The sequence below is a fragment of the Aeromonas sp. R2-1 genome, assembly GCF_040908425.1.
Lineage (GTDB): Bacteria > Pseudomonadota > Gammaproteobacteria > Enterobacterales > Aeromonadaceae > Aeromonas > Aeromonas caviae.
Genome location: NZ_JBFODR010000034.1, coordinates 20,837 through 46,653, shown reverse-complemented (window position 1 = coordinate 46,653; position 25,817 = coordinate 20,837). Strand labels below are relative to the sequence as shown.

Here is a 25,817-nt window from a genome sequence, read left to right as displayed (position 1 = left end):
ACAGCCCCGTGATGACCCTCAGGAGGGGCGGGCCGATGGGATGGCACCATGGGCCCGCACCTCGAGAGCACTCCCATGGCCCTAGAAGGCCCACTTCAGGAAGCGGTTTACCTGGCGCTTGACCGGTGCACAGAGCGGCGGTTTGGGAGGCTCCAGGTTGATCTGTCTGCGGCCCACCCTGGCTTCGCCCCGCAGCAGGATCTGGAGATAGTGGGGATGCTGGCGCTGGATGAATCGAGAGATCTCATGGGCCCAGGGTTTGGGGACTCCCCACAGGGTCGAGGCCAGGGCGCCGACGATACAGAAGAAGGCGGGCTCGTGCATGCCCATCCTGACGCCATTCTCCAGCGCCTCTTTGAGGGAGCCAGAATGGGCGATGCAGGTCATCACATTGACCATGAAGGCGGCATAGTCATCTTCCCCGCCGTGGCCCACCCTGGCCACCAACCCGGCCTGCGGTCTGTAGCCGAACTGGTGGCCGATGTGCTCAAGCACTGCATTGCGCTGGCGAATGACCTTGGCATAGAACATCAGCATGGCGGTACAGTCGAGCGCCTGGCTCAAGGCCGCCTGATGGGGATGGGTCTGGGTGGGACGGGGGGTGGTCAGCAGCGCGATCTCCTCCGAGATGGCGAGCAGACCGATGGGCACCGCCGTGCTGATAAAGGCGAGGTCAATGGCGATCGCCAGGTCCTGGCCCTCCTCCATCCGGCCGATGACCACCTGCTCGGCAAAGAGGCGACGCTGGCGCTCGATAAAGGCGCCATAGATCAGGGCTCTGAACTTCTTCTGGGGATAGGGGGTATCGAGCAGGGTCTCCATGGTCAGGATGGCGGCGCCGGTGCGACCACGCAGTTGATAGTCGGGGGCGGGGGGGAAGTGCTTGCCTAGGCGGGGGGGTGGCCGAAACCCGCTGGTGCGGCTGTACATGTCACCCAGAATGAATCCAAGCATAAAACCTCCGAAGTCAGATGACGGGGATCGCGATGCGATCGCATGTGCCACTCCCGGGCAGATGAGTGCCGATCCGTGCTGCTCGTCGGCAGGGTCCCTGATTTCATTATTAATCATACAGTTAATAATCCACCCAAACCCCGACCCAGGTCGCAATAACGTCAGTTGATGACAAAAAACACAAATAAGGGTGGTGCGGGGAAGATGAGCCGGCTGCATCGCAAGGAGTGCGGGATACGCCAGGGCGGCAAAGCAGGGCGGACTCCGGGGCCCCCTCACAGGGAGGGTCATGACAGGAGTGATATGCATCGGGGGGCGGCAAGTCGGGGCAGGCAAGGGGAAGGCCCCCTCCCCTTGCGTATGAGCCTTGTTGGCGGGCTGCGCTCGCGCCGCTGAAAAGATATGGCATAGGCGGTGTGGCGACCCGCCCATGTCAGCCTCCGCCGCAGGGGCTAAAAAGCGCCCTCTCTTTCTCCCGTATTTATGTCATGACCTGTTGCCATGCAAAGAGGGTGAATGTTATTTCAGTGTGCTCACCGCAGCATATTTTGGCGGCGCTGAACAGGGCGTCGAGAGAGCGATAAATAGATAGCTATGCAAAACCGGGAGAATAAGCTGCAATGTCGCCAAAAGTATTAACGGAGGATTCACAGGCTGTAACCCTGATGCGCGACAATATGGCGCTATCTGGTTCCACTTTCATGGTAAAGCGGGATCATCATCACCTTTATTTGCCATGCCCGTCATGAATTGAATCGCAAAATGAATATATTTCACTCTGTTGAGCCACCTCATAGAAACAGGATCCCGGTTTGCATCCCCGGATAACCGCCCCCTAGAATTCTCCCGTCTGAATCACCAGGCCAATTTCTCTCCCTTGTCTGTTGCACGCGCTGTCTGCATCGAAACAGGGCTCGACGCTGTGATGATCGTTCTCCTTTTCTCCGTCGCCCTGCGGCGGGAACGGGCAACTGTTGCCGCAATATCACGAGTCATCAGCGTGCCGCATTCGGCCAGGGAAGAACAATGCGGCTCGGACCCTACATCAAAAACGAAAAGGAGTATCGCCATGAGTGGTACCATCATCAAATCCGCCAGAAATACCTCCAATGCGCCTCAGGATCTGGGGCCCTATACCCAGAGCGTGGCCTTCTCCCACTACAACAATATTGCCGCCCAGCTGCCGGTCGATCCGAAAACGGGCGCGCTGGTCGCAGGGGATATCCAGGCGCAGGCCAGGCAGTGTCTCACCAATATCCAGGCCATCGTCCAGAGCATTGGCCACGGCATGGAGGACATGGTGAAGGTGACCCTGTTCCTCGCGGACATCGCCGACCTCGATGCCGTCAACGCCGTCTATCGGGAATTCTTCCCCCACTCGCTGCCGACCCGCACAGTGCTAGCGGTGGCCGGTCTGCCGCTCGGCGCCAGGGTGCAGATGGATGCCCTGCTCTCCAACGGGGAAGGCACCTTCCCCCAGGCTCCCTGCCCGCTGCTCAAACTCGCCCGCAATAGCGACCACGCCCCGCAGGATCCGCTCTCCAGCCAGAGCGTCGCCTTCTCCCATTACAACAATATCGGTGCCCAGCTGCCCCTCGACCCCGCCTCTGGCGCCCTGGTTGACGGTGGCATCCGCGAGCAGGCGGCCCAGTGCCTGCGCAATATCAAAACCGTGCTGGAGAGCATCGACGTGCCCTTCGACGATATCGTCAAGGTGACCGTCTATCTGACCAATCTGGCGGATCTCGACGCCGTCAACGAGGTCTACACCACCTTCTTCCCGGACTCCGCCATCGCCCGTGCCGTCGCCTATCTGCCCGCCCGCTCTGTGGTCAGTGCCGCCGCCCTGCCCATGGGGGCACGGGTGCAGATGGATGCGGTCATCTCCCACGGTGACGGCACCCCGCCCCAGCTGGTGGAAGACAGGCACAACCTGGTGATCCGTGCCCGCAATACCGACAAAGCGCCGAGAAGCCCGCTGCATACCCAGAGCGTCGCCTTCTCCCACTACAACCATATCGCTGGCCAGTTGCCGCTCGACATGACCACCGGCAAAGTGCTGACCGGTTGCGTCCGTGAACAGACCGCCCAGTGCCTCGGCCATATCAAGACCATCGTCGAGAGCATCGGCCATGTGATGGACGATATCGTCAAGGTCAATATCCAGCTTGCCGATATCGCGGATCTGGCGGAGGTGGATGCCATCTACGCCAAATATTTCCCGGGCTATCTGCCTGCCCGCACCGTGATTGGCGTCAGCGAGCTGCCCGCCGGCGCCCTGGTGCAGATGGATGCCGTACTCTCCAATGCGGAAAGCACCCCGCCGCAGGGGTAAGTTTTTCGCTCAATAAAAAGAGACCGGCTATATGCCGGTCTCTTTTTGGTAACAGGGAGGGATATTATTTTTATGACATCGATATAAAGAACGCGAACGTCCGATTACGCTTCGCTGAGCTAAGCTAACCTACGTGCTGTTGCATTCTATTTAGATATCTCTACTGCAATTTTTGGTTAAAAACATATGTAAAACCGCTTGTCCCACCAGTACGACAAAAATGCAAACCATCCAAAGCCAAACATATTTCAAAACTGAGTAACGCAACTAGCTTTTGTTTTGAAGAAGCCAATGTCATTTTAAATTTCGAGTCATCTACAGCTGATAGCCCCATGAATACAGGATATATAGCACTCCATATATCAAGTGCCTGTGGCATTAACCTGTGAATATCAACGGCAATATTCTTCATATCTATTGAACATAGTTCTTCAGGACTGCAAAACATAAATTCCCCATGAAGCACAGCCCTCAAAGGCACATCACCAACCAGTGATTCATCAAGAATATTAGATAACTGCGATGCATAAAACTCGATATCTTCTCGCGCTTGCTGCAAATAATACTGTTCATTCATCTGTTTCTGTAAAAAAAGCTGACGAATCAAAACTACCAACGTAGTAAATCCGAGTATTGGTGCATAGATACCTCCAATTGCCGAGCCAAATTCAGCCCATCGAGAGTGGTCTTGTGACAAATCTCCGCCAAATGTATTTACATATAAAACAACAGGGGAAAATAAAAGTGCCAATACAACAACTATAATAAACCAGCCTCTTGCAACCATAACTTAGCCTTTATTTAAACAATAAAAATCAATCATCTAGAAAAAGTACTATCAACTCTCAGATATTTAAATATATTTTTAATTTATTATTTTTTCTTTCCCAATAAAAAACGCCCCCCATCTTGCGATGGAGGGCGTTTTATTGTTCCGGCTATTGAGCCAAAAAGGCCCAACGTTCAGCGATTACAGGGACTCTGCGGTCGCCACCACATTTTCCACGGTAAAGCCGAATTCCTTGAACAGCAGCTCGGCCGGGGCGGACTCACCGAAGGTGCGCATGCCGATGATCTTGCCGCCAAAGCCCACGTATTTGTACCAGTAGTCGGCGATGCCCGCTTCGATGGCCACACGCTTGGTGACGGCGGCCGGCAGGACGGACTCCTTGTACTCGGCGGACTGGGCGTCGAACACGTCGGTAGACGGGATGGAGACCACGCGCACGGCACGGCCCTTGGCAGTCAGCTGCTCATAGGCAGCCACGGCCAGTTCCACTTCGGAACCGGTGGCGATCAGGATCAGCTCCGGGGTACCGGCGCAATCCTTCAGCACGTAACCACCCTTGGCGGCATCGGCCAGTTGCTGGGCGGTGCGGTCCATCTGGGCCAGGTTCTGACGGGAGAAGATCAGGGAGGTCGGACCGTCGGTACGCTCGATGGCGTGTTTCCAGGCGATGGCGGACTCTACCTGGTCACACGGGCGCCAGGTGCTCATGTTCGGGGTCAGACGCAGGGAGGCGATCTGCTCCACCGGCTGGTGGGTCGGGCCATCTTCACCCAGACCGATGGAGTCGTGGGTGTAGACGAAGATGGCGCGCTGCTTCATCAGGGCGGCCATGCGCAGGGCGTTGCGGGCGTACTCCATGAACATCAGGAAGGTGGCGCCGTAGGGGATGAAACCACCGTGCAGGGCGATGCCGTTCATGATGGCGGACATGCCGAACTCGCGCACGCCGTAGTGGATGTAGTTGCCTGCGGCGCTCTCGGGAGTCAGGGACTTGGAGCCGGACCACATGGTCAGGTTGGACGGCGCGAGATCCGCAGAGCCGCCCATGAATTCCGGCAGCAGCTTGCCGAAGGCTTCCAGGGAGTTCTGGGACGCTTTACGGGTCGCGATCTTGGCCGGGTTGGCCTGCAGGGTTTCGATGATCTTGGCGGATTCAGCAGCCCAGTTGGCCGGCAGCTCGCCTGCGGTGCGGCGCTTGAATTCGGCAGCCAGGGCCGGGTGAGCGGCTTCATAGGCGGCGAACTTGGCAGCCCAGTCGGATTCGAGCTTGGCGCCCTTCTCCTGACCGTTCCACTCGGCGGCGATGTCGGACGGGATGACGAACGGCGCGTGGTCCCACTTCAGGAAGGCACGGGCGGCGGCGATCTCGTCGTTGCCCAGCGGTGCGCCGTGGCAGTCGTGGGAGCCGGACTTGTTCGGGGAACCGTAACCGATGATGGTGCGGCAGCAGATCAGGGTCGGCTTGCCGGTCTCGGCCTTGGCGGCTTCGATGGCAGCGTTGATGGCTTCCGGGTTGTGACCGTCAACGGCCGGGATGACGTGCCAGCCGTAGGCTTCGAAGCGCTTGGGAGTGTCGTCGGTGAACCAGCCTTCTACGTGACCGTCGATGGAGATGCCGTTGTCATCCCAGAACGCAATCAGCTTGCCCAGACCCAGGGTGCCGGCCAGGGAGCAGGCTTCGTGGGAGATACCTTCCATCAGGCAGCCGTCGCCCATGAAGGCGTAGGTGTAGTGGTCGACGATGTCGTGACCCGGCTGGTTGAACTGCTCGGCCATGGCCTTCTCGGCGATCGCCATGCCCACGGCGTTGGTGATGCCCTGACCCAGCGGACCGGTGGTGGTTTCAACGCCCGGTGCATAACCGTACTCCGGGTGACCCGGGGTGCGAGAGTGCAGTTGGCGGAAGTTTTTCAGATCGTCGATGGAGAGGTCATAACCGGAGAGGTGCAGCAGGGAGTACAGCAGCATGGAGCCGTGGCCGTTGGAGAGAATGAAACGGTCGCGGTCGGCCCACTTGGGGTTGTTCGGGTTGTGTTTGAGGTGGCTGCGCCACAGCACTTCAGCGATATCCGCCATTCCCATGGGGGCGCCCGGGTGACCGGAGTTGGCTTTTTGAACGGCATCCATACTCAATGCACGAATGGCATTGGCAAGCTCTTTACGAGAAGGCATCTGTATCTCCTGCGATTGCTTCATTTGATGGCCAAGATTAAGGCGCGTTATTGTCCCAGCAGGGGGCGCGGCGTGCAAATATTATCTGGGCGAATAAAGTGGCTTTGGGAGCACAATCGCTTTTCTGGGCGGGGAAAACGATTCAATCCGCCCCCCGCCCTACCTCTATGGAGGTAGACCCCTTCCCCATCCCGCCCCGGGCGGCTCCACCCCCAAATAGTGCTGGCAATCACCGGATGACCTATTTAAAATAGACGTCCAGATGTAGATACCTCTACAGTCATCCTGTCATTATCCGGTTATGGCCAAGGCGATAACCCTTACGAATCGAGAACCAAACATGGCAAAGCTGTTTACTTCCGAGTCGGTCTCCGAAGGCCATCCCGATAAAATCGCCGACCAGATCTCCGATGCGGTGCTGGACGCCATCCTGCAGCAGGACACCAAGGCGCGCGTCGCCTGCGAAACCCTGGTCAAGACCGGCATGGTGATGGTAGCCGGCGAAGTGACCACCTCTGCCTGGGTCGACATCGAACAGATCGTGCGCGACACCGTGCGCGAGATTGGTTACACCCACTCCGACATGGGCTTCGACGCCGACTCCTGCGCCGTGCTGAACGCCATCGGCAAACAGTCTCCGGACATCAACCAGGGCGTCGACCGTACCGACCCGCTGGAGCAAGGTGCCGGTGACCAGGGCCTGATGTTCGGCTACGCCACCAACGAAACCGACGTGCTGATGCCCGCGCCCATCACCTACTCCCACCTGCTGGTGAAGCGTCAGGCAGAAGTGCGCAAGAACGGCACCCTGCCGTGGCTGCGTCCGGACGCCAAGAGCCAGCTGACCTTCGCCTACGACGACGCAGGCAAGATCCTGGGTGTCGATGCCGTGGTGCTCTCCACCCAGCATTGCGACTCCATCAGCCACAGCGATCTGGTGGAAGCGGTGCGCGAAGAGATCATCAAGCCGGTGCTGCCCGCCGAGTGGATCAACAAGGACACCAAGTACTTCATCAACCCGACCGGCCGTTTCGTCATCGGCGGCCCCATGGGTGACTGCGGTCTGACCGGTCGCAAGATCATCGTCGACACCTACGGCGGCATGGCCCGTCACGGTGGTGGCGCCTTCTCCGGCAAGGATCCGTCCAAGGTGGACCGCTCCGCCGCCTACGCCGCCCGCTACGTGGCCAAGAACATCGTGGCCGCAGGTCTCGCGGATCGCTGTGAAGTGCAGGTCTCCTACGCCATCGGCGTGGCCGAGCCCACCTCTATCAGCGTCGAAACCTTCGGCACCGGCAAGGTGGCCGAAGCCCTGCTGGTCAAGCTGGTGCGAGAGTTCTTCGAGCTGCGCCCCTATGGTCTCATCGAGATGCTGGATCTGAAGCGCCCTATCTACCAGGCAACCGCCGCTTACGGCCACTTCGGCCGCGACGAGTTCCCCTGGGAGAAGACCGACAAGGCCGAGCTGCTGCGCGCTGCCGCCGGCCTGTAAGGCTCGAGGTTGTGATAAAAGGGGAGCCTGGCTCCCCTTTTGCTTTTGTGTCCATCCCGAGGATCCCATGCCTGCCACTGCCACCCGGCTTGACCCCACCCTCATCGAGACGCTGCTCACGCGCGTCGAGGCCTGCTTTGTGCAGGCTGAAACGCGCCTTGGCCGCACCTTCCCGCGCCCGCAAGTCCACTGCAACATGCGGGGCCGGGCGGCAGGGTCTGCGCGGCTGCAAACCTGGGAGCTGCGTTTCAATCCGGCGCTCTATCAGGCCAATCAGCAGGCGTTTCTCAGGGAAGTAGTGCCCCACGAGGTGGCGCACCTGCTGGTCTATGCGCTCTGGGGAGAGGGGCGTGGCAAGAGCCGGGTACTGCCCCACGGTCGCCAGTGGCAGTCGGTGATGCGGGAGCTGTTCGGTCTCGAACCCAGCACCACCCACAGCTTCGATCTGGGGGTGCTGGCCCAGCGCACCTTCGTGTATGCCTGCGCCTGCCAGCAGCATCCCCTCTCGGTGCGCCGCCACAACAAGGTGATGCGCGGCGAGGCCCGCTATCACTGCCGCCGCTGTCGCCACCCCCTGGTGTGGCAGCGCGACACGACGGCGGATTGAGTCACCCCGTGTCGCGCTCCTGTGATAGGGTGCGCGCTTACTTCATTCAACTGTCTCATTGCCAAGGATATTCATGTTTCGCCCTCTGCTCTCCCTCTGCCTGGCCCTGCTGGTCAGCGCCCCGGCCCATGCCGACAACATCCAGACCTTTCGCGCCGCCAAGCAGGATCTGAACAAGCTCTACCAGAGCCACCCCGTCACCTTCTACTGCGGCTGCAACATCAAGTTCAGCGGCAAGAAGATGGCCCCCGACTGGGAGAGCTGCGGCTACCTGCCGCGCAAACAGGCCGAGCGGGCCTCCCGCATCGAATGGGAGCACGTGGTGCCCGCCTGGGAGTTCGGCCACCAGCTCCAGTGCTGGCAGGACGGAGGTCGCAAGAATTGCGGCAAGAGCGACGAGTTCAACAGGATGGAGGGAGACATGCACAACCTCTTCCCTGCCATCGGCGAGGTGAACGGCGATCGGGCGAACTTCCGCTTCAGCGACTGGAACGGCAAACCGAACCAATACGGCAAGTGCCAGATGCTGGTGGACTTCAAGGAGCGCCAGGTGCAGCCGCCCAAGGGGCCGGTGCGTGGCCAGATCGCCCGCGCCTACCTCTACATGAGCCAGCAGTACGGACTGCGTCTGGCGGCCCAGCAGCGCAAGCTTTACGAAGCCTGGGACAGGCAGTATCCGGCTGATCGCTGGGAGTGCGAGCGCAACCGCCGTATCGGCAAGCTGCAGGGCAATACCAATCCCTTCATTGAAAAGCAGTGCCAGTAACCCCATTTGACCAGGGAGGGGGAGCGTCCCCCTCCTCCTGAATCCCTTCACTCTCTGTCTCGCGAGCCTTGCTCGCCGCCGTGCAGTAGGGTATTGAAGGGTTTCCAAGCAAGAGACTGACTATCAGCCATGCGCATTCCACGTATCTATGAACCGGCCAGCCTGCAGGTTGGCCAGACCCTCGCCCTGTCGGAAGACGGTGCCAATCACATCGGCCGCGTGCTGCGCATGCAGCCGGGCCAGCAGCTCGAGCTGTTCAACGGCGACGGCCACCAGTACCCCGCCACCATCACCAGTGTGGGCAAGAAGTCCGTTGAGGTGACCATCGACAGTTGCGAGACCCGCTCGGTGGAGTCACCGCTGGCCATCCACCTGGGTCAGGTGATCAGCCGCGGCGACAAGATGGACTTCACCATCCAGAAATCCGTGGAGCTCGGCGTCACCTGCATCACGCCCCTCTTCTCCGAGCGCTGCGGCGTCAAGCTGCCCGCCGATCGGCTGGAGAAAAAGCGCGAGCAGTGGCAGAAGGTGGTGATCAGTGCCTGCGAGCAGTGCGGCCGCAATACCGTGCCCGAGGTGCGCATGCCGATGGAGCTCGACGCCTGGCTGGCGGAAGAGACTCAGGAGCTCAAGCTCAACCTGCACCCGCGCGCCCCTTACAGCATCAACACCCTGCCCATCCCCGAGCACGGCGTGCGCCTGCTGATCGGCCCGGAAGGGGGCTTGTCCGGCGACGAGATCGCCCGTACCGTGCAGGAAGATTTCAAGGAGATGCTGCTGGGGCCGCGGGTGCTGCGCACCGAAACCGCCGCCCTGACGGCGATTACTGCGCTTCAGTGCCGCTTTGGCGATCTGGCCTGACAGCCGACCCCACCCCGGCCCTCCCCTTCGCAGGGGAGGGAGCAACAGGCCCCTCCCCCTTGTGAAGGGGGAGGCAGGGAGGGGGTCATCACATCCAATCGAGCCATTAGGAAGGAAACTCGGATGACCATTAAACTCGGCATCGTGATGGACCCCATCTCGGCCATCAACATCAAGAAGGACTCCAGCTTCGCCATGCTCGAAGAGGCGCAAAAGCGCGGCTACGAGCTGTTCTATCTGGAGATGAAGGATCTCTACATGGAGGCCGGTCGCGCCTTCGGTACCATGCGTCCGCTCACCGTCAAATATGACTATGCCGACTGGTATAGCCTGGGCGAGGTGGTGGATCAGCCGCTCTCCAGCCTGGACGTGATCCTGATGCGCAAGGATCCCCCCTTCGACACCGAGTTCATCTACGCCACCTACATGCTGGAGCGAGCCGAGGATGAGGGTTGCCTCATCGTCAACAAGCCCCAGAGCCTGCGCGACGCTAACGAAAAGCTCTACACCGCCTGGTTTGCCGAGCACACCCCGACCACACTCGTCACTCGCAGAGCCGACAAGCTGCGGGCTTTCCACGCCAAGCACAAGGACGTCATCCTCAAGCCGCTCGACGGCATGGGCGGCGCCTCCATCTTCCGCATGAAGGAGGATGACGCCAACGTCGGCGTCATCATCGAAACCCTGACCGCCCACGGTAGCCAGTACTGCATGGCGCAGACCTATCTGCCCGCCATCAAGGATGGCGACAAGCGAGTGCTGGTGGTAGACGGCGAGCCGGTACCTTACTGCCTGGCCCGCATTCCGGCCCAGGGTGAGACCCGTGGCAACCTGGCGGCCGGCGGCCGTGGTGAGGCGCGCCCTTTGAGTGAAGCGGACTGGGCCATCGCCCGCGCGGTAGGCCCGACCCTGAAAGAGAAGGGGCTCATCTTCGTCGGCCTCGACATCATCGGCGATCGCCTGACCGAGATTAACGTCACCAGCCCGACCTGCATCCGCGAGATTGAGGCGGCTTTCGACGTCTCCATCACCGGCATGCTGATGGACACCATCGATCGCCGACTGGGCCGCTGACCCCTTCGTTGCTGCGGCGAGGACACACACACAAGGGGCCGTGAGGGCCCCTTTGACTACCGCCCTCCTGCCGGCAAAAAGCGGTTTTGCCCGCCGCCATCAACTGCCATAATCACCCCAAATACCTTTGCACGCTTAGAGATACATACGCTCCATGCAAACACTGCAAAATCACTTTCTGCTCGCCATGCCGAGCCTCACGGACGCCTATTTCCAGCGCTCCCTGGTCTATCTGTGCGAACACAGCAGCGAAGGCGCCATGGGACTGGTGGTCAACATTCCGGTTGACATGTCCCTGGACGCCATGCTGACCAAGCTCAACCTCAATCCCCCCGCCACCGCCGAGATGAAACAGCCGGTGTTGCAGGGGGGCCCGGTGCACGGGGATCGCGGCTTCGTGTTGCACAGCTTCCGCCCGGGCTTCAACTCCACCCTGCAGGTGAGCGACGAGATGATGGTCACCACCTCCAAGGACATCCTGGAGACCCTGGGCACCGACGAGGCGCCGGACCACTGGCTGGTGGCGCTCGGTTACGCCGGCTGGAGTGCAGGCCAGCTCGAGCAGGAGCTGGTGGATGGCGCCTGGCTGGTGATCCCCCCCAATCCCAAGCTGGTCTTCGATACCCCCATCCACCTGCGCTGGCAGCAAGCCGCCGCGAGCATTGGGGTCAACCCCCTGCACCTCTCCAGCCAGGTGGGCCATAGCTGACACCCCGGACCTCCCCTCCGGGGGAGGCGGCACGCTCACCTCCCCCACGAGCAGGGGGAGACAGGGAGGGGTCTTCCCCCTTCATTTATCCATCCATTTCGAGGAGACCCCATGTCATCACGCAGCATCATGGGCTTTGACTACGGCACCAAGAGCATCGGTGTCGCCATCGGCCAGGAGCTCACGGGCAGCGCCCGCCCCCTTCGCTCCCTCAAGGCCAACGACGGCATCCCCAACTGGGACGAGATAGAGAAGCTGATCAAGGAGTGGCAACCGGATCTGCTGATCGTCGGTCTGCCCCTCAACATGGATGGCACGGACCAGGAGATCACGGTGCGGGCTCGCAAGTTCGGCAATCGCCTGCACGGTCGCTTCGGCAAGCCGGTGGAGTTCAAGGACGAGCGGCTCACCACCACGGATGCCCGCGCCCGCCTGTTTGAACGTGGCGGCTACAAGGCGCTGGACAAGGGGAGTGTGGACGGCGTCTCCGCCCAGCTCATCGTCGAAGCCTGGATGGAAGAGCAGTACGACTAAACCGGGGAGCCTCCTCCCCCTTGCTTCTCTTTCACCGCCCCGCTCTCCATGGGCCCGCCCCAGGCAAAACGCGTCATCCCCGCCGCGGCCAGGCCATAGAGCCGCCGGATCTCCCCCCGCAACCACATCACCTTGGCATCCTGATTGTGGCGCTTGTGCCACAGCAGGATGAAGGCGATCTCCAGCTGGGCATAGAGGGACTCTTCCAGCGGCAACGGCATGGGGATGAGGTCGGGGTGATGTCTGGCGGCATAGTCCGCGCAATATGAAGGCACCACGGCGATCAGCTCGTGGCTCTTTTGGGCGGCGATATGCAGCGCCTGCTCGAAGCTCGCCACCATGATGGGCACCTGCCGCCTGTGGCCTTCGTCCTCCAGCAGATCATCCAGTGCCCAGCTGTCGCTGGCCTCCCACACCACGCTCACCTGGGGGCAGGCCAGAAAGCGGGTCAGCGACCACGTCTGCCCGAGCAAGGGGTGATCCTTGCGCAGGAACACCACGGGACGATCGCAGAACAGCACCTCGTGATCGATGTAATAGGGCAGCCGGTTGACCCTGGCATGGGAGCGGCCGTGGGTCTCCCGGGCGCAGAAGCCGAGATCCGCCTCCCCGTTGACGATGTCGTTGAGGGAGTGGTGATCCCAGCCCAGCATCCTGACCACGGAGTGGGGGTACTTCTGGTAGATGGTCGTGGGCAGCTCGCTCAGGAAGCTGATGCCGAAGGGGGACTCCATCACCAGACTGAAGCGGGCCCCCTCGGGGATCGCCTCGCTGTTGAGGGTGCTGATGCTCTCGGTGAGCTGGAACCAGGTCTTGAGCTCCTCCGCCAGGGTCAGGGAGAGATTGGTCGGCTGCAAACCCTGGCGCACGCGCACGAAGAGGGGATCCCCGAACCAGTCCCGCAGCTTGCCAAGCGCCTTGCTCACCGCCGACGGGGTGACACACAGCTTCTTGGCCGCCCCCGCCACGCTGCGCTCCTGCATCAGGTGCCTGAAGACCACCAGCAGGTTCAAATCGAGTTCACCCAGATTACGCATCGCGTCTCTCCTATCCCCGAACCCGTACTCGCCGTACCGCACGCCATGGTAGCAGCACCTTGACCACCAGGTAACCGAGCAGCGCCAGCAGGAGTGCCAGGATCAGCATCCAGAGCGCAGGCATCCCCAGATGGCCCATCCCCCAGATGAAGAGCCCGGACAACCCTATCTGCATGATGCAGAGCAGGGCACTGGCCGATGCCACCTGATCCCCGCACACATCCAGCGCCTCCCCCATCGCCACCCCGAACCCGCAGGAAAACCCGATGCAGACCAGGGCACATCCCGCCAGCAGCCAGGACAGGCCGCCTTCGGGCCCGCTGCTGCACAGCAGGGCGAGCAAAGCCAGCAGGTAGGCGAGATGGGAGAGCGCCAGCACCCTTGCCTTGCCGAACCAGCGCAGCAGCAAGGGGGTCAGGAAGGAAGCGGACATGCTCACCCCGGCCATCGCCATCATCAGCCGGGTGTACTGCTCGGGAGACAGGCCGAACGTGGTCATCAGGACGAGGGGCGAGACGCTCACATAGACCAGGATGGCGGTCACGCTGGCGCTGGTCAGCAAGGCGCGCTGCATGAAGGGGGCCGTGCCCAGCAGGACCAGCGGCGATGCCCCCGCAGGCTGGCGGGCGGGGCGGGTCTCCTTGAGCAGTCGCAGGTTGACCAGGGCGCTGATGGCGGCCACCAGCGCCATGCCCACGAAGATGCCGCGCCACTCGAAGTGCGACAGGATGAGATAACCGAGTACGGGAGCCAGCACCGGAATGACGCAGATCACGCCGTTGATGAGGGAGAGAGCCATCGCGAGGCGCGCATGGCTCAGCACATCCCGCAGCACGGTGAAGGTCATGATGTAGAGCGCTCCAGCGCCCACCCCTTGCCAGAAACGCCCCAGATAAAACTGGGCGATGCCGGTTGCCTCCGCCGCCACCAGGGAGGCGACCACGAAGATGAGGGTGCCCCCCAGTACCACGGGGCGCCTGCCATGGCGATCCGCCAGCATGCCCCCCGGCAGCACGGTAGCCGCCATGCCCAGCAGATAGATGGAAAAAGCGGTGTGGATCTGCGCCTCGCTCCCCTGCAGGGTTTGCGCAATGCGGGGCACGGCCACCAGATAGAGATCGATCCCGAGGGGATAGAGGATGATCATCAGAAAAGTACACAGCAGAAACATACCCATGAAGGCTCCATAGCAGCAGGTTTCACCATCACAGGTGCGCTGTCAGCGAGATTGACAACTCAATCCTGCAAAAGCAGAGGAAGATGCCGGGCACTATAGAGCGGGCGGCCTGCCGGGGCCTAGTGACGAGATGGCACTCGGTGGATGCCAATCCGGACATCTCCCGCAGGAGAGGCCCGGACTGGCATGTTCATCGACCCGCCCCCTGCCAGGTCGCCCTTGAGGGGGCGGGTCCGAGGTAACGGGCACGCCGCGATGCGACGTGCCCTCAATGCTCAGCGAAGGCGCACCATTACCTGGCCAGTTGCGTCAGGATGGCGTGAGCAGCCTTGATGCGTGCCTCGTTGGGGTAGTTGCGATTGGCCAGCATGACGATGCCGATCCCTTTGGCCGGCACGAAGGCCACATAGGCCCCGAAGCCGTTGGTCGAGCCGGTCTTGTTGAAGAGCACAGGGTGCCCTGCCGCAGCGGGCGCGGGCGCCGCCGGGTTGGCATTGTAAATCATCGCCGGGGAGTTGCCCGCCAGCAGCGTCTGCTCGCTGACGGGATAGGCGTAACGCTCCCAGCCCAGCCCCTGGGTCATCTCCCCCACCGCATACTGGCCCTGGTGAGTCAGGTCGATGGCCTGCTGCATGGCCGCATTATCCACCCCGCTGATGTTCGCCTTCACAAAGCGCAGCAGATCCGCCGAGCTGGTCTTGATGCCGTAGGCCTCGTCCGCCAGCATGCCGGGAGTGACGCGGATCGGCTTGTCCTCCTTCGAGTAGCCGTAGGCGTAGTGCCCCATGGCCTGCTCGGGCACAGTGAGGTAGGTATGGTACAGGCCAAGCCCCGGCAGGATCGTCTGCTCCATCAGGCGATCGAACGGCTGCTTCATGCTGCTCGCCGCCAGATAGCCAAAGAGCCCGATGCTGGGGTTGGCGTACTGGCGATGGGAACCCGGCGAGTAGGCTGGGGTCCACTGGCGGTAGTAGGCCTGCATCTTCTCGAGCGAATCCACCTCCTCGGGGAATTGCAGCGGCAAGCCGCCCGCGCTGTAGGTAGCCAGCTCCCACATGGTGATGTTGTCAAAGGCGGATCCCTTGAGCCAGGGGGCGAACAGACTCGCCTTGTCATCGAGCTCGAAGCCCCCCTGCACCACGGCGTAGGCCCCCAGCGTCGCGGTCAGGGTCTTGCTCACGGAGCCTATCTCGAACAGGGTCTGCTCGCTGACACCGACCGCGCGCTCCCGATCGGCCACACCGTAGTTGAAATAGTGGGCCTTGCCATCCTTGAGCACGGCCACCGCCATGCCCGGGATCCTGTGCTCCTTGAGCAGCGGCCGGATGCTGGCATCCACCACGGGGCGCAGGGGATCGGTCGCCGCCTTGTCACCGGCATGAGCCAGACCGGCCCACATCAGGGTGGCCAGAGCGCCCCACAGGATGGATTGTCGTTGTTGCATTGCATGTCTCCTGACTGTCGTTAGCAAGGTATCGCCATGGCGGCGAGTGATGAGCCCAGCATAGTCCCGCGAGGTGTGCTGCCGATGAGGCTCTGTGAAGTCTGTGTGAAGCCACCCCCTCTTTTTACCCATGAAAAAGGGGAGCCATGGCTCCCCTTCAATCACCTTGCAACACGGGCTTATTTCTTGCCCGGGTTGTCCCAGATCCCCTCTTCCAGCTGACTGCGCAGCTCGGGGTACTTGTTGGCATCGAAGGTCGGCACGCGGCCCAGCTTGAGCTGGTCGTTGTAGTCCTTGGCCAGCTTGATGGCGACGCCGGAGAGCAGCAGGATGGCCACCAGGTTGACGATGGCCATCAGCCCCATGGAGACATCCGCCAGAGCCCACACGGTCGGCAGCTCGCCCACGGAGCCGAACATCACCATGCCCAGCACGAACATCCGGAACAGCATCAGGCCGCCCTTGTGGTTGTGCTCGAGGAACACCAGGTTGGTCTCCGCATAGGAGTAGTTCGCCACGATGGAGGTGAAGGCGAAGAAGAAGATGGCCGCTGCGATGAAGATGTTGCCACCGCCGCCCACCTGGGAGGAGAGCGCACGCTGGGTCAGCTCGACACCGGTCACACCGGAGCCCGGCTCGAACTGGCCGGACATCAGGATGATGGCGGCAGTACAGGTACAGATGACGATGGTATCGAGGAAGACCCCCAGCATCTGCACATAACCCTGGGAGGCCGGGTGCGGCGGATAGGGGGTGGCGGTGGCGGCAGCATTGGGGGCAGAGCCCATGCCCGCCTCGTTGGAGAAGAGGCCTCGCTTGATGCCGTTGATCATCGCCTGGGAGATGGCATAGCCCATGGCGCCGGAACCCGCCTGCTCGATGCCGAACGCAGACTTGATGATCAGGGCCAGCACGCCGGGCAGCTCGCTGATGTTCATGGCCACCACGAACAGCGCCATCAGGATGTAGGCGAGCGCCATGAAGGGCACCACCAGCTCGGCGAAACGGGCGATGCCGCGGATGCCGCCGAAGATGATGAGGCCGGAGAGCACCACCAGGGCCAGACCGCTCACCCAGTCAGGGATGCCGAAGGCGACGTTCATGGCCAGGCTGATGGAGTTGGCCTGCACCGCGTTGAACACCAGACCGAAGGCCAGCAGCAGGCAGAGGGAGAAGACCACCCCCATCCAGCGCATGCCGAGGCCGCGCTCCATGTAGTAGGCGGGACCGCCCCGGTAGTTACCATCCTCATCCTTGACCTTGTAGAGCTGGGCCAGGGTGCTCTCCACGAAGGCGGTGGCCATGCCGATGAAGGCGATCAGCCACATCCAGAAGACGGCGCCAGGGCCACCCAGATAGATGGCGACGGCCACACCGGCCAGATTGCCCGTCCCGACGCGTGCCGCCAGGCTGGTACACAGAGCCTGGAAGGAGGAGATGCCGGCGCTGTCGGATTTGCGACTGTTGCGCAGGACCGAGAACATGTGGCCGAAGTGGCGGATCTGGATAAAGCCCAGACGGAAGGTAAAGAAGATACCGACCCCGATCAGCAGGTAAATGAGCACGGCTCCCCACATCAGGTCGTTAATCATTGCAATCAAGGTGTCCATAATTCTCTCGTTGTTATCACATCCATGGCCAGTCTGCGCTGACCGCTCTCTGTCAATTTCCGAACCAGCATTGCGCCGAAGGGGCGGAATCTAGCATAGGGAGGGAATTCAGAATAGTGACAGGGCTCACTGGGGAGACAAAAAACGAGCAATTTGATGCAAAAAAGCTTCATTTAGCACGCAATAAATCAACAAAAATTGATGCGCTACCCAGCGCCCTTACAAATTAGATCCAATAGAGAACCATTTTACAACTCACCCCATGGGGGTAAAAACCGCTGAGTGAAACAGAACCAGGGAGACAAGCGTTTGCCTCTCATGCCTCATCGGCAAGGGGTTGTAACGCAAAACGTTTTACACGTAATTAAATTTCAAGTAGCTGACAGAACTATTTATGTGACCTCCCGCACAAATTCATGAATCCACCAAAATAATTGCGCTTTTCCATGTCGGAGCCAGCCGCCACACCATGAATAAAACTCGTTTTTTATCAAACACTTTCACCAGACAGCCGGTACCGCTTTCACCACCTGGCTGATTCGCATACAAGCCCCCCTATTGCAGGATGCGCCACATCCGTATTAATTAGGCAGGCAATGACGATGGGGCCTGCCCATCGCCCCTTTCTGAGCCTGAGCCGCCGGGATCTTGTAATTTAATTTCAGAACTGCCGTCTCATGCCCGCCACCCTGGGATTGCTCCCTCATAAAGAGATGATATTTGCCATGGCCGATAAATTGACTCAGCTGAAAGCCCTGACCACAGTGGTTGCCGATACCGGCGACATCGAAGCCATCAAGCGCTACCAGCCCATCGATGCCACCACCAACCCCTCTCTGGTACTCAAGGCCTCCGAGATCCCCGAGTACGCAGCCCTGATCCAGGACGCCATTGCCTGGGCCAAATCCCAGAGCCAGGACAAGGCACAGCAAATCATCGACGCAGGCGACAAGCTGGCGGTCAACATCGGCCTGGAAGTGCTGAAAATCGTCCCGGGTCGCATCTCCACCGAAGTGGACGCCCGCCTCTCCTTCGACACCGACGCCAGCATCGCCAAGGCCCGCAAGCTGATCCGCCTCTACAACGAAGCCGGTATCAGCAATGATCGCATCCTGATCAAGCTGGCCTCCACCTGGGAAGGGATCCGTGCCGCCGAGGTGCTGGAGAAAGAGGGTATCCAGTGCAACCTGACCCTGCTGTTCTCCTTCGCCCAGGCCCGCGCCTGTGCCGAAGCCGGCGCCTTCCTCATCTCCCCGTTCGTGGGCCGCATCCTCGACTGGTACAAGGCCAAGAACGGCCGTGACTACACCGCCAGTGAAGATCCGGGCGTGGTCTCCGTCACCGCCATCTACAACTACTACAAGCAGCACGACTACCCGACCGTGGTCATGGGCGCGAGCTTCCGCAACACCGGCGAAATCCTGGAACTGGCCGGCTGCGACCGACTGACCATTGGCCCCGCTTTGCTGGAAGAGCTGAGCAAGGCCGAAGGCACCGTGGTGCGCAAGCTGGACTACACCGGCGAGCGCACAGCCAAACCGGCCCCGATGACCGAAGCCGAATTCCGCTGGGAGCTGAACCAGGACGCCATGGCCGTCGAGAAACTGGGGGAAGGCATCCGCCTGTTCGCCATCGACCAGGGCAAGCTGGAAACCATGCTGGCAAGCCACCTGTAAGGCCGCTCGCCACACGGCTCTCACAGAGCGAAGTGGCGCCGCAAATACCGGGCTCCCGAAAGGGCAGCCCGGTTTTTTTGTGCCTGTTTCCGGTTGTCACAACTTCGTCATAAAAACGTTTTATTTTCAAAGGCGTCGTGTTATACGGATGGTGAAAACCATAAAACCAAGGAGGGAGCCATGGACATGTTCAACTTCGATTTTGACGAGGTCGTTGAGCTGGGTTCACGTAGCCGCGGGACAACGGGAAAAAAACGCAAATGGCGTGAGATTGAGGCGCTTAAAGACAAGCACCGCCTGCAAAAGGAGCTGCAGGCCATCGACATCGCCTATGAAGGATCGGACGACCTGGAGCTCTGATACGCCCACGTCGCCCATGTTTCACTCCAGCGAGTGGAGCCATAAAAACAGCGCCCCGGATTGACCGGGGCGCTGTTTTTATGGGTGAACCTCCTGTCAGGCTGCAGGCAGCGAGAGCTGTTTGGCCAGCGCCTGGAAGTGCTGGCTCACCTCCGCCCCGAACAGGGGATCATTGATGGCCCGGTTCTGCCAGAGCTGTTCGAGATGACGCCAGTCATCCTCGGTCAGGGAGTCGCGCAGATGGGGGAAGATGACCCCTTCCTCATAGTTCATGTGCGCCTCCTGCTGCTCGATGAACTGCTCCAGACGGGCCACGAACTGATCCAGCGGGATGACCGCGTCCATCAGGATCATCTCCACCATCTCCTTGAGCTCGGTCCCTGCATCCAGCAGACGGGCGTGCTCCTCGTGCAGCCGGTTGGCCACCTCCCCCTCCACCACCCTGTATTTCAGGTAGTAGTCATAAATCATGTCTTCCTTCGGGTGGTGGTACTTGTCGGATACCTCGCGCAGATAATCCACCACATCCCGCAGCAGGAAGTAGCTCACCGGCTGCTCATTGCGAATGGCCGCCAGCTTTTGCTTGAGCAGCGTCAGCAACCGGGTGATGTTGAGATGGTCCTTATGCAGACTGGATAACATGGGCACTCCTTGCACTGAAATGAGAAAACGTCTGTCTCGAGTATACGGTCATTTATTGCCTGAACTTTGCACTCAATCAAGTCGGATGCAGACAGCGGCTGCACCAGCCTCTCACCACAGGGGGCACAGGGGACACCATTTCCCCTGTGCATGCACGGCGTCAGGCCGCCGGATCGGCGCAGACCGAGAGCCAGTCGATGGGACTGCGTCCCTGCTGGACCAGCAGGCGATTGGCCTCGGAGAAGTGGCCGCAACCGATGAAACCGCGATGGGCAGAGAGCGGGCTGGGATGGGGGGCGCTCAGCACATGGTGGCGCGACCGGTCGATGAAGCGCCCTTTCTTCTGGGCATGAGCGCCCCACAGCAGGAAGACGACGCCCTGGCAATGGGCATTGATCCGCTCGATGACCCGATCGGTAAAGGTCTCCCACCCCAGGTGGGCGTGAGAGTGCGCCATGCCCGCCTGTACCGTCAGCACCGTATTGAGCAGCAGCACTCCCTGTCTGGCCCAGGACTCCAGAAAGCCGTGATGGGGCGTGACAAAACCCGGCAGATCCCGCTGCATCTCCTTGTAGATGTTGACGAGGGACGGCGGCGTGCGCACTCCGGGCAAGACGGAGAAGCAGAGGCCGTGCGCCTGGTCCGGGCCGTGATAGGGATCCTGCCCCAGAATCACCACCTTGACGTCATCCAGCTCGGTCAGTTTGAAGGCATTGAATACCTCGGTCGCCGGGGGATAGATCACCTTGCCCGCCTCCCGCTCGGCCCTGACGGTGGCCAGGGTGTCCATGAAATACGCCTGCTCTTTCTCCGAACCAATCACATCTTTCCAGGTCAGCACACCCGTCTCCTCTCGTTGCGAATCCACTCCTTCCATCCTGGCTGGCATGCCAGCCTCTCCCTCTCCCCACTCCCCGCCTTCTGTCCAGCTTGGCACCGCTATCTCCTCGGTCAATAGAGCAAGGGGCTCAGGATAGGGTCCTCGCCCCCAAGACGCAACCGCATGGAGGTCAGGCTCAGCCTTGCCAGCCTGGGAAGTGGCGGCGGCGTTCACGGGCCATGACCGAGGCTGCGTCGACACAGGAATAACAGGGCGTCCTTCGGACAGGCCTCATGGGCAGGCCGGTTTTCGCTGACGCCAGCAATAAACCCTAAAGGTGTAGTTAAATTACTAGATATGAATAATAAAAAATGCATAATTCATATATCTTACAAAAACAGAAAAATGATCTGTTTTTGATTCAACTCAATGATTTAATCCCTTTCAATGCACGCAAAATGGGATTTTATTGATTTGGATCAATTTTCGTAATATTACCGTCGTGGTATATATGGCCCCAACGAAGTAAAGGTGTAAGGCAAGGCCCCGTTAAATCATTCCTTCCAAGAGGTGGTTTAAAAACATCAGGGTAATGTGCTTACCGTTGAATCCGCTTTCCTATGAGGAGTCATACCATGATCAAGGGCATCCAAATCACCCAGTCCGCCAACGCCGCTCTGCTGAACTCTTTCTGGCTGCTGGACGAAGAGAAACAACAGGCTCGCTGCATCTGCGCCAAGGGCGACAGCTTTGCCGCCGATCAGGAAGTCAGCCTCTCCGACCTGGGTCAATTCGAATACCGTGAACTGCCGGTTCAGCAAGAGCCTGTGGTCGAAGGGGGTCAGCACCTGAACGTCAACGTACTGCGCCGCGAAACCCTGGAAGACGCCATCGCCAACCCGGAAAAATACCCGCAGCTCACCATCCGCGTCTCCGGTTACGCCGTGCGTTTCAACGCCCTGACCCCGGAGCAGCAGCGTGACGTGGTCACCCGCACCTTCACCCAGAGCCTGTAAGGCGCCCTGCGTAAAGAGATTAAAAAAACGGCCCCCTCGGGCCGTTTTTTCATGGGTGATGATCGCCGCCGGAACCTGGGTCAGCTTCGCAGGTCCACCGGCCTTGCCACCACGGGTTTCGCCAGGGCGTCCTGCATGGTGGCCTCGTCGAGCTGATCGCAGTAACGGGCCACCACCAGGGTCGCCACCCCGTTGCCGATGAGGTTGGTCAGGGCGCGCGCCTCCGACATGAAGCGATCAATCCCGAGGATCAGCGCCAGCCCGGCCAGCGGCAGATGCCCTACCGCCGAGATGGTGGCTGCCAGCACGATGAAGCCACTCCCCGTGACTCCGGCCGCCCCCTTGGAGGAGATAAGCAGCACCACCAGCAGGGTGAGCTGATGAAACAGGTCCAGCGGGGTGTTGGTCGCCTGGGCGATGAAGACGGCTGCCATGGTCAGATAGATGGAGGTGCCGTCCAGGTTGAATGAGTAACCGGTCGGGATCACCAGACCCACCACCGATTTCTTGCAGCCCAGTGCCTCCATTTTCACCAGCATGCGCGGCAATACGGATTCCGACGAGGATGTTCCGAGCACGATCAACAGCTCTTCCCGGATATAGGCAATAAAGCGCACAATGCTGAAGCCATTGGCTTTGGCGATACTGCCGAGCACCAGAAAAATAAACAGCAGGCAGGTCAGATAGAAGCTAGCAATTAATTGCCCCAGCTGCACCAAAGAACCAATACCGTATTTCCCTATGGTGAATGCCATGGCACCAAATGCCCCGATCGGCGCCAGTTTCATGATCATGTTGATGATGCCGAAAATAACCTGAGAGAAACCATCGATGATATTGAAGATGGGTTTTCCCTTCTCCCCGATATGATGCAGGGAAAATCCGAACAGGACGGCAAACAGCAACACCTGGAGTATATTGCCGCCGGCAAAGGCACCGATGACGCTGGCCGGTATCACATCCAGCAGGAAGGGAATTATCCCCTGGGACTGGGCCTGATCCGCATAGACGGAGATGGCGCTGGCGTCGAGTGAGGAGGGATCCACATTCATACCGGCCCCGGGCTGCAGCACGTTGACCACGCACAGACCGATGATCAGGGCCAGGGTGCTCACCACTTCAAAATAGATCAGCGCAATGGCACCGGTTTTGCCCACCGCCTTCATGCTTTCCATGCCGGCAATGCCGGTGACCACGGTACAAAAAATGACGGGGGCGATGATCATCTTGATTAATTTAACGAAGCCATCACCAAGGGGTTTCATATCTGCGCCCAGACTCGGATAGACATGTCCCAGACATATTCCGATGGTGATTGCCAATATCACCTGAAAATAGAGGCTACTGACAATTTTCTTGTGCATGCTCAACGTCCTGTTAATAAGTGTGACTCCACTGACAGCAAATAACGCATGCAGCAGTCTGCGGCGAGAAATAGGGTTATCTCACCCGCTTCATACCTTTTTGCCATCCTGACGGTCGCTACTTTTGCATGTCATAAGAAGCAAATAAGAGACATCAATCACACAACATATTTAACATCATTAACACCACAGAAACATGGTCGCAATGGACGCCGAAGAGCACCAAATGAAAATGACGGAAATAAAAATGCCCCGCATGGCGGGGCATTTTTGATAGTAAAAATCGCGATCAGGCGGAGGTATCGAGGGGCTCGAAGCTCTTGACGAGATCGTCGATGGCCTTCATCTGCTTGAGGAAGCCTTCCAGCTTCTCCAGCGGCAGGGCGCTCGGGCCGTCGCAGCGGGCAATTTTAGGATCCGGGTGGGACTCGATAAAGAGACCGGCCAGGCCCACCGCCATACCGGCACGAGCCAGCTCGGTCACCTGCTCGCGGCGACCGCCGGAGGCCGCTCCCAGGGGATCACGGCACTGCAGGGAGTGGGTGACGTCAAAGATGACCGGATAGCCGCCGGTGCTCTTCTTCATGACGCCCAGGCCCAGCATGTCCACCACCAGGTTGTCATAGCCGAAGTTGGCACCGCGCTCGCAGAGGATCAGGCGATCGTTGCCACACTCCTCGAACTTGTCGGTGATGTTCTTCATCTGGCTTGGGCTCAGGAATTGCGGCTTCTTGATGTTGATGACGTTGCCGGTGCGGGCCATGGCCTCCACCAGATCGGTCTGGCGCGCCAGGAAGGCGGGCAGCTGGATGACGTCGACCACCTCGGCGACCGGTTTGGCCTGATGGGGCTCATGCAGATCGGAGATCACCGGCATGCCGAAGGTCGCTTTCAGCTCCTGGAAGATCTTCATCCCCTCTTCCAGACCCGGACCGCGATAGGAGTGGATGGAGGAGCGGTTGGCCTTGTCCCAGCTCGCCTTGAACACGAACGGGATGCCGAGCTTGCTGGTCACTTCCACGTACTTCTCGCACACCGCCATCGCCATGTCGCGGGATTCCAGCACGTTCATGCCGCCGAACAGCACGAAAGGTTTGTCGTTGGCGACGTCGATCTGGTTGACCTTGATATTCTTCTGTTCCATCTCAGGGATCCTTAATGGAGGGGTTTGGGACTGAGGTCCAGGGTGGCCAGCTGGGTTTTCAGCACATCGGCCACGGGATCATCAGGGCATTGTTCAATAAAGTATTCGAAATCGTCGGCGGCAAAGCGCGGGCAATCGAGTTGCTCATAGATGAAGCCCCGATCCCGCGTCTCCAGCGGATCGCCGGGCTTCATGCGCAGCAGCAGCTCGCTGCAGCGCAACGCCTCCGTCATGCGCTCCTCGCGCAGCAGGGCGCCCTTGCTGACATTGAGCAAGCGCTCGATGATCTCCCACTGCCCCGATGGCTGCAGATGATCATCGCTCAGACTAGCCAGGTTGCCGAGGGCACCGCGCAGCAGCAGTTCGATGCGGTGCCGGCTCAGTTCATCACCGTTGAAGGGGTCCACATAGACCTCCCCGTCCAGACCGGCAAAACTCAGGAGGAAATGGCCGGGGAAGCAGATCCCCTCCACATCCAGCCCTATCTTGCGACCCAGCTGGATGAGGAGGATGCCGAGACTGACCGGGATCCCCTTGCGCCTTGCCAGCACCTGGTCCAGATCGCAGTTGGCGGACGAGAAGTAATCCTGCCAGTCGCCACGAAAGCCCAGGGTCTGGTAGAAACCCTGCAACAGCTGACGGCGCACCTCGTCGCAGTCTCCCTCGGCAATCGTTTCGTCCAGCCAGGCATCGAGGAGGGCAAGCTCGGCCTCTCCCGTGCCGCCATGGCCCCGGATCTCGTCGCTCACCGACAGCGCCAGCTCGGCCAGATCGTGAGCCTCGAAGTCGGTCCACTCATCCACACGTATCATCGTCATCCTTCCTAGCCGAACAGGCTGGCCTGCTTTTGCACCGCAAGCTTGGCGATAAAGAAGATCCACCCCAGTGCGCCCAGGAAGGCAAACCAGCGGATGCCGTTGCTGCGGGCCAGACGCAGCGCCATCATGGCCAGAAACGCCACCACCAGGATGGACGTCAGCTTCTCGGCCAGCCAGGGAATGGCGTTGTTGAGGGGGTTGAGACCCAGCACCATGCAGAGCAGCACACCGGAGAGCACCACCAGGCCGTTGAGCCAGCCGCTGATCTTGAGGGTGCGGGCGCCCCCTGCCAGCGCGGAGCCGGTCTGCAACCAGTAAAAGCGCAGGATAAACATCAGCACGGCCCCGGCAATCAGGGTGAGGTGCAGATGCTTGAGAACAACATACATAAGATTTCCTTGAACAGGGGCAGACC

General features: G+C 60.2%; 24 protein-coding genes. 11 read left to right on the top strand and 13 right to left on the bottom strand.

The features are described 5' to 3' along the window. Positions 1 to 81 precede the first annotated feature (81 nt). Complete coding sequence (locus AB5Y80_RS12555; RefSeq protein WP_368173005.1) at positions 82 to 954, bottom strand: hypothetical protein; 873 nt, start codon at positions 952 to 954, stop codon at positions 82 to 84. Between the two features lie 1,069 nt (positions 955 to 2,023). Here AB5Y80_RS12555 and AB5Y80_RS12550 point away from each other — a divergent pair. Further along, on the top strand, positions 2,024 to 3,289 hold the full coding sequence (locus tag AB5Y80_RS12550; RefSeq protein WP_368173004.1) for a Rid family detoxifying hydrolase: 1,266 nt from the start codon (positions 2,024 to 2,026) through the stop codon (positions 3,287 to 3,289). Positions 3,290 to 3,449: 160 nt separating this feature from the next. On the opposite strand, the gene AB5Y80_RS12545 is transcribed toward AB5Y80_RS12550, so the two are convergent. Together AB5Y80_RS12545 and tkt are read right to left on the bottom strand one after the other, a co-directional pair. Beyond that, entirely contained in the window at positions 3,450 to 4,076 is a 627-nt protein-coding gene (locus AB5Y80_RS12545; RefSeq protein WP_368173003.1) for a hypothetical protein, read from the bottom strand. 183 nt (positions 4,077 to 4,259) lie between these two features. Beyond that, positions 4,260 to 6,251, bottom strand: coding sequence for a transketolase (gene tkt, locus AB5Y80_RS12540; protein ID WP_182976411.1), 1,992 nt, complete (start codon positions 6,249 to 6,251; stop codon positions 4,260 to 4,262). A gap of 340 nt (positions 6,252 to 6,591) precedes the next feature. Here tkt and metK point away from each other — a divergent pair, with 340 nt between their 5' ends. The 7 genes from metK (at position 6,592) to ruvX (ending at position 12,294) form a co-directional block, all read left to right on the top strand. Beyond that, a complete protein-coding gene (metK, locus tag AB5Y80_RS12535) occupies positions 6,592 to 7,743 on the top strand; it encodes a methionine adenosyltransferase (protein WP_010673869.1) in 1,152 nt (383 codons plus the stop codon). Between the two features lie 67 nt (positions 7,744 to 7,810). Next, positions 7,811 to 8,350: a SprT family zinc-dependent metalloprotease gene (locus tag AB5Y80_RS12530; protein WP_323902393.1), complete on the top strand. Its 540-nt coding sequence runs from the start codon at positions 7,811 to 7,813 to the stop codon at positions 8,348 to 8,350. Positions 8,351 to 8,423: 73 nt separating this feature from the next. After that, positions 8,424 to 9,116 (top strand): endonuclease, encoded by a 693-nt coding sequence (locus tag AB5Y80_RS12525; protein ID WP_039040144.1) that lies wholly within the window; start codon positions 8,424 to 8,426, stop codon positions 9,114 to 9,116. 129 nt (positions 9,117 to 9,245) lie between these two features. Beyond that, a complete protein-coding gene (gene rsmE / locus AB5Y80_RS12520; RefSeq protein ID WP_041212593.1) occupies positions 9,246 to 9,977 on the top strand; it encodes a 16S rRNA (uracil(1498)-N(3))-methyltransferase in 732 nt (243 codons plus the stop codon). 123 nt (positions 9,978 to 10,100) lie between these two features. Beyond that, positions 10,101 to 11,051, top strand: coding sequence for a glutathione synthase (gene gshB, locus AB5Y80_RS12515; RefSeq protein WP_368173002.1), 951 nt, complete (start codon positions 10,101 to 10,103; stop codon positions 11,049 to 11,051). A 154-nt stretch (positions 11,052 to 11,205) separates the two neighbouring features. After that, on the top strand, positions 11,206 to 11,760 hold the full coding sequence (locus AB5Y80_RS12510; protein WP_010673864.1) for a YqgE/AlgH family protein: 555 nt from the start codon (positions 11,206 to 11,208) through the stop codon (positions 11,758 to 11,760). A gap of 111 nt (positions 11,761 to 11,871) precedes the next feature. Then, entirely contained in the window at positions 11,872 to 12,294 is a 423-nt protein-coding gene (ruvX, locus tag AB5Y80_RS12505) for a Holliday junction resolvase RuvX (protein WP_010673863.1), read from the top strand. Here ruvX and yidZ read toward each other — a convergent pair. The 4 genes from yidZ to AB5Y80_RS12485 form a co-directional block, all read right to left on the bottom strand. Next, the gene (gene yidZ / locus AB5Y80_RS12500; RefSeq protein WP_183148794.1) at positions 12,291 to 13,331 is read right to left on the bottom strand and encodes an HTH-type transcriptional regulator YidZ; all 1,041 of its coding nucleotides are present in this window, start codon (positions 13,329 to 13,331) and stop codon (positions 12,291 to 12,293) included. The two genes, ruvX and yidZ, sit on opposite strands and share 4 nt — an antisense overlap. A gap of 10 nt (positions 13,332 to 13,341) precedes the next feature. Next, on the bottom strand, positions 13,342 to 14,508 hold the full coding sequence (locus AB5Y80_RS12495; RefSeq protein WP_368173001.1) for an MdtL family multidrug efflux MFS transporter: 1,167 nt from the start codon (positions 14,506 to 14,508) through the stop codon (positions 13,342 to 13,344). 292 nt (positions 14,509 to 14,800) lie between these two features. Continuing rightward, entirely contained in the window at positions 14,801 to 15,952 is a 1,152-nt protein-coding gene (gene blaMOX, locus AB5Y80_RS12490) for a CMY-1/MOX family class C beta-lactamase (RefSeq protein WP_368173000.1), read from the bottom strand. A 179-nt stretch (positions 15,953 to 16,131) separates the two neighbouring features. Then, positions 16,132 to 17,562: a sodium:alanine symporter family protein gene (locus AB5Y80_RS12485; RefSeq protein ID WP_010673860.1), complete on the bottom strand. Its 1,431-nt coding sequence runs from the start codon at positions 17,560 to 17,562 to the stop codon at positions 16,132 to 16,134. A 725-nt stretch (positions 17,563 to 18,287) separates the two neighbouring features. Between AB5Y80_RS12485 and tal the strand changes: the two genes are divergently transcribed. Both tal and AB5Y80_RS12475 read left to right on the top strand, forming a co-directional pair. Next, positions 18,288 to 19,238 carry a transaldolase gene (gene tal, locus AB5Y80_RS12480; RefSeq protein WP_010673859.1) on the top strand — a complete coding sequence of 317 codons (951 nt, stop codon included), beginning with the start codon at positions 18,288 to 18,290 and terminating at the stop codon, positions 19,236 to 19,238. 180 nt (positions 19,239 to 19,418) lie between these two features. Next, positions 19,419 to 19,598 carry a DUF3545 family protein gene (locus AB5Y80_RS12475; protein WP_010673858.1) on the top strand — a complete coding sequence of 60 codons (180 nt, stop codon included), beginning with the start codon at positions 19,419 to 19,421 and terminating at the stop codon, positions 19,596 to 19,598. Positions 19,599 to 19,694: 96 nt separating this feature from the next. Here the strand turns inward: AB5Y80_RS12475 and AB5Y80_RS12470 are convergent, their stop codons facing one another. Together AB5Y80_RS12470 and ung are read right to left on the bottom strand one after the other, a co-directional pair. Next, positions 19,695 to 20,240, bottom strand: a complete 546-nt coding sequence (locus tag AB5Y80_RS12470; RefSeq protein WP_041212588.1) for a hemerythrin domain-containing protein — start codon at positions 20,238 to 20,240, stop codon at positions 19,695 to 19,697. A gap of 160 nt (positions 20,241 to 20,400) precedes the next feature. After that, positions 20,401 to 21,081 (bottom strand): uracil-DNA glycosylase, encoded by a 681-nt coding sequence (gene ung, locus AB5Y80_RS12465; RefSeq protein WP_048207174.1) that lies wholly within the window; start codon positions 21,079 to 21,081, stop codon positions 20,401 to 20,403. A 614-nt stretch (positions 21,082 to 21,695) separates the two neighbouring features. On the opposite strand from ung, the gene grcA reads away from it, so the two are divergent. Continuing rightward, positions 21,696 to 22,076, top strand: a complete 381-nt coding sequence (grcA, locus tag AB5Y80_RS12460; RefSeq protein WP_010673855.1) for an autonomous glycyl radical cofactor GrcA — start codon at positions 21,696 to 21,698, stop codon at positions 22,074 to 22,076. A gap of 80 nt (positions 22,077 to 22,156) precedes the next feature. Here grcA and AB5Y80_RS12455 read toward each other — a convergent pair whose 3' ends face one another. The 4 genes from AB5Y80_RS12455 to AB5Y80_RS12440 all read right to left on the bottom strand — a co-directional run bounded on the left by AB5Y80_RS12455 (position 22,157) and on the right by AB5Y80_RS12440 (position 25,791). Further along, on the bottom strand, positions 22,157 to 23,440 hold the full coding sequence (locus AB5Y80_RS12455; protein WP_041212586.1) for a dicarboxylate/amino acid:cation symporter: 1,284 nt from the start codon (positions 23,438 to 23,440) through the stop codon (positions 22,157 to 22,159). Between the two features lie 289 nt (positions 23,441 to 23,729). Continuing rightward, on the bottom strand, positions 23,730 to 24,584 hold the full coding sequence (kdsA, locus tag AB5Y80_RS12450; protein ID WP_048207171.1) for a 3-deoxy-8-phosphooctulonate synthase: 855 nt from the start codon (positions 24,582 to 24,584) through the stop codon (positions 23,730 to 23,732). 11 nt (positions 24,585 to 24,595) lie between these two features. Next, entirely contained in the window at positions 24,596 to 25,396 is an 801-nt protein-coding gene (locus tag AB5Y80_RS12445) for a SirB1 family protein (RefSeq protein WP_042015581.1), read from the bottom strand. Between the two features lie 11 nt (positions 25,397 to 25,407). After that, positions 25,408 to 25,791 (bottom strand): SirB2 family protein, encoded by a 384-nt coding sequence (locus tag AB5Y80_RS12440; protein WP_039039603.1) that lies wholly within the window; start codon positions 25,789 to 25,791, stop codon positions 25,408 to 25,410. Positions 25,792 to 25,817 lie beyond the last annotated feature (26 nt).

Coding starts and splice junctions, on each gene's coding strand:
- blaMOX (WP_368173000.1), bottom strand. CDS start 15,952: ATGCAACAACGACAATCCATCCTGTGGGGCGCTCTGGCCACCCTGATG.
- AB5Y80_RS12545 (WP_368173003.1), bottom strand. CDS start 4,076: ATGGTTGCAAGAGGCTGGTTTATTATAGTTGTTGTATTGGCACTTTTA.
- AB5Y80_RS12475 (WP_010673858.1), top strand. CDS start 19,419: ATGGACATGTTCAACTTCGATTTTGACGAGGTCGTTGAGCTGGGTTCA.
- kdsA (WP_048207171.1), bottom strand. CDS start 24,584: ATGGAACAGAAGAATATCAAGGTCAACCAGATCGACGTCGCCAACGAC.
- AB5Y80_RS12555 (WP_368173005.1), bottom strand. CDS start 954: ATGCTTGGATTCATTCTGGGTGACATGTACAGCCGCACCAGCGGGTTT.
- AB5Y80_RS12495 (WP_368173001.1), bottom strand. CDS start 14,508: ATGGGTATGTTTCTGCTGTGTACTTTTCTGATGATCATCCTCTATCCC.
- rsmE (WP_041212593.1), top strand. CDS start 9,246: ATGCGCATTCCACGTATCTATGAACCGGCCAGCCTGCAGGTTGGCCAG.
- AB5Y80_RS12485 (WP_010673860.1), bottom strand. CDS start 17,562: ATGGACACCTTGATTGCAATGATTAACGACCTGATGTGGGGAGCCGTG.
- AB5Y80_RS12470 (WP_041212588.1), bottom strand. CDS start 20,240: ATGTTATCCAGTCTGCATAAGGACCATCTCAACATCACCCGGTTGCTG.
- AB5Y80_RS12445 (WP_042015581.1), bottom strand. CDS start 25,396: ATGATACGTGTGGATGAGTGGACCGACTTCGAGGCTCACGATCTGGCC.
- AB5Y80_RS12510 (WP_010673864.1), top strand. CDS start 11,206: ATGCAAACACTGCAAAATCACTTTCTGCTCGCCATGCCGAGCCTCACG.
- yidZ (WP_183148794.1), bottom strand. CDS start 13,331: ATGCGTAATCTGGGTGAACTCGATTTGAACCTGCTGGTGGTCTTCAGG.
- AB5Y80_RS12530 (WP_323902393.1), top strand. CDS start 7,811: ATGCCTGCCACTGCCACCCGGCTTGACCCCACCCTCATCGAGACGCTG.
- AB5Y80_RS12440 (WP_039039603.1), bottom strand. CDS start 25,791: ATGTATGTTGTTCTCAAGCATCTGCACCTCACCCTGATTGCCGGGGCC.
- tkt (WP_182976411.1), bottom strand. CDS start 6,251: ATGCCTTCTCGTAAAGAGCTTGCCAATGCCATTCGTGCATTGAGTATG.
- ruvX (WP_010673863.1), top strand. CDS start 11,872: ATGTCATCACGCAGCATCATGGGCTTTGACTACGGCACCAAGAGCATC.
- grcA (WP_010673855.1), top strand. CDS start 21,696: ATGATCAAGGGCATCCAAATCACCCAGTCCGCCAACGCCGCTCTGCTG.
- metK (WP_010673869.1), top strand. CDS start 6,592: ATGGCAAAGCTGTTTACTTCCGAGTCGGTCTCCGAAGGCCATCCCGAT.
- AB5Y80_RS12525 (WP_039040144.1), top strand. CDS start 8,424: ATGTTTCGCCCTCTGCTCTCCCTCTGCCTGGCCCTGCTGGTCAGCGCC.
- AB5Y80_RS12550 (WP_368173004.1), top strand. CDS start 2,024: ATGAGTGGTACCATCATCAAATCCGCCAGAAATACCTCCAATGCGCCT.
- tal (WP_010673859.1), top strand. CDS start 18,288: ATGGCCGATAAATTGACTCAGCTGAAAGCCCTGACCACAGTGGTTGCC.
- gshB (WP_368173002.1), top strand. CDS start 10,101: ATGACCATTAAACTCGGCATCGTGATGGACCCCATCTCGGCCATCAAC.
- AB5Y80_RS12455 (WP_041212586.1), bottom strand. CDS start 23,440: ATGCACAAGAAAATTGTCAGTAGCCTCTATTTTCAGGTGATATTGGCA.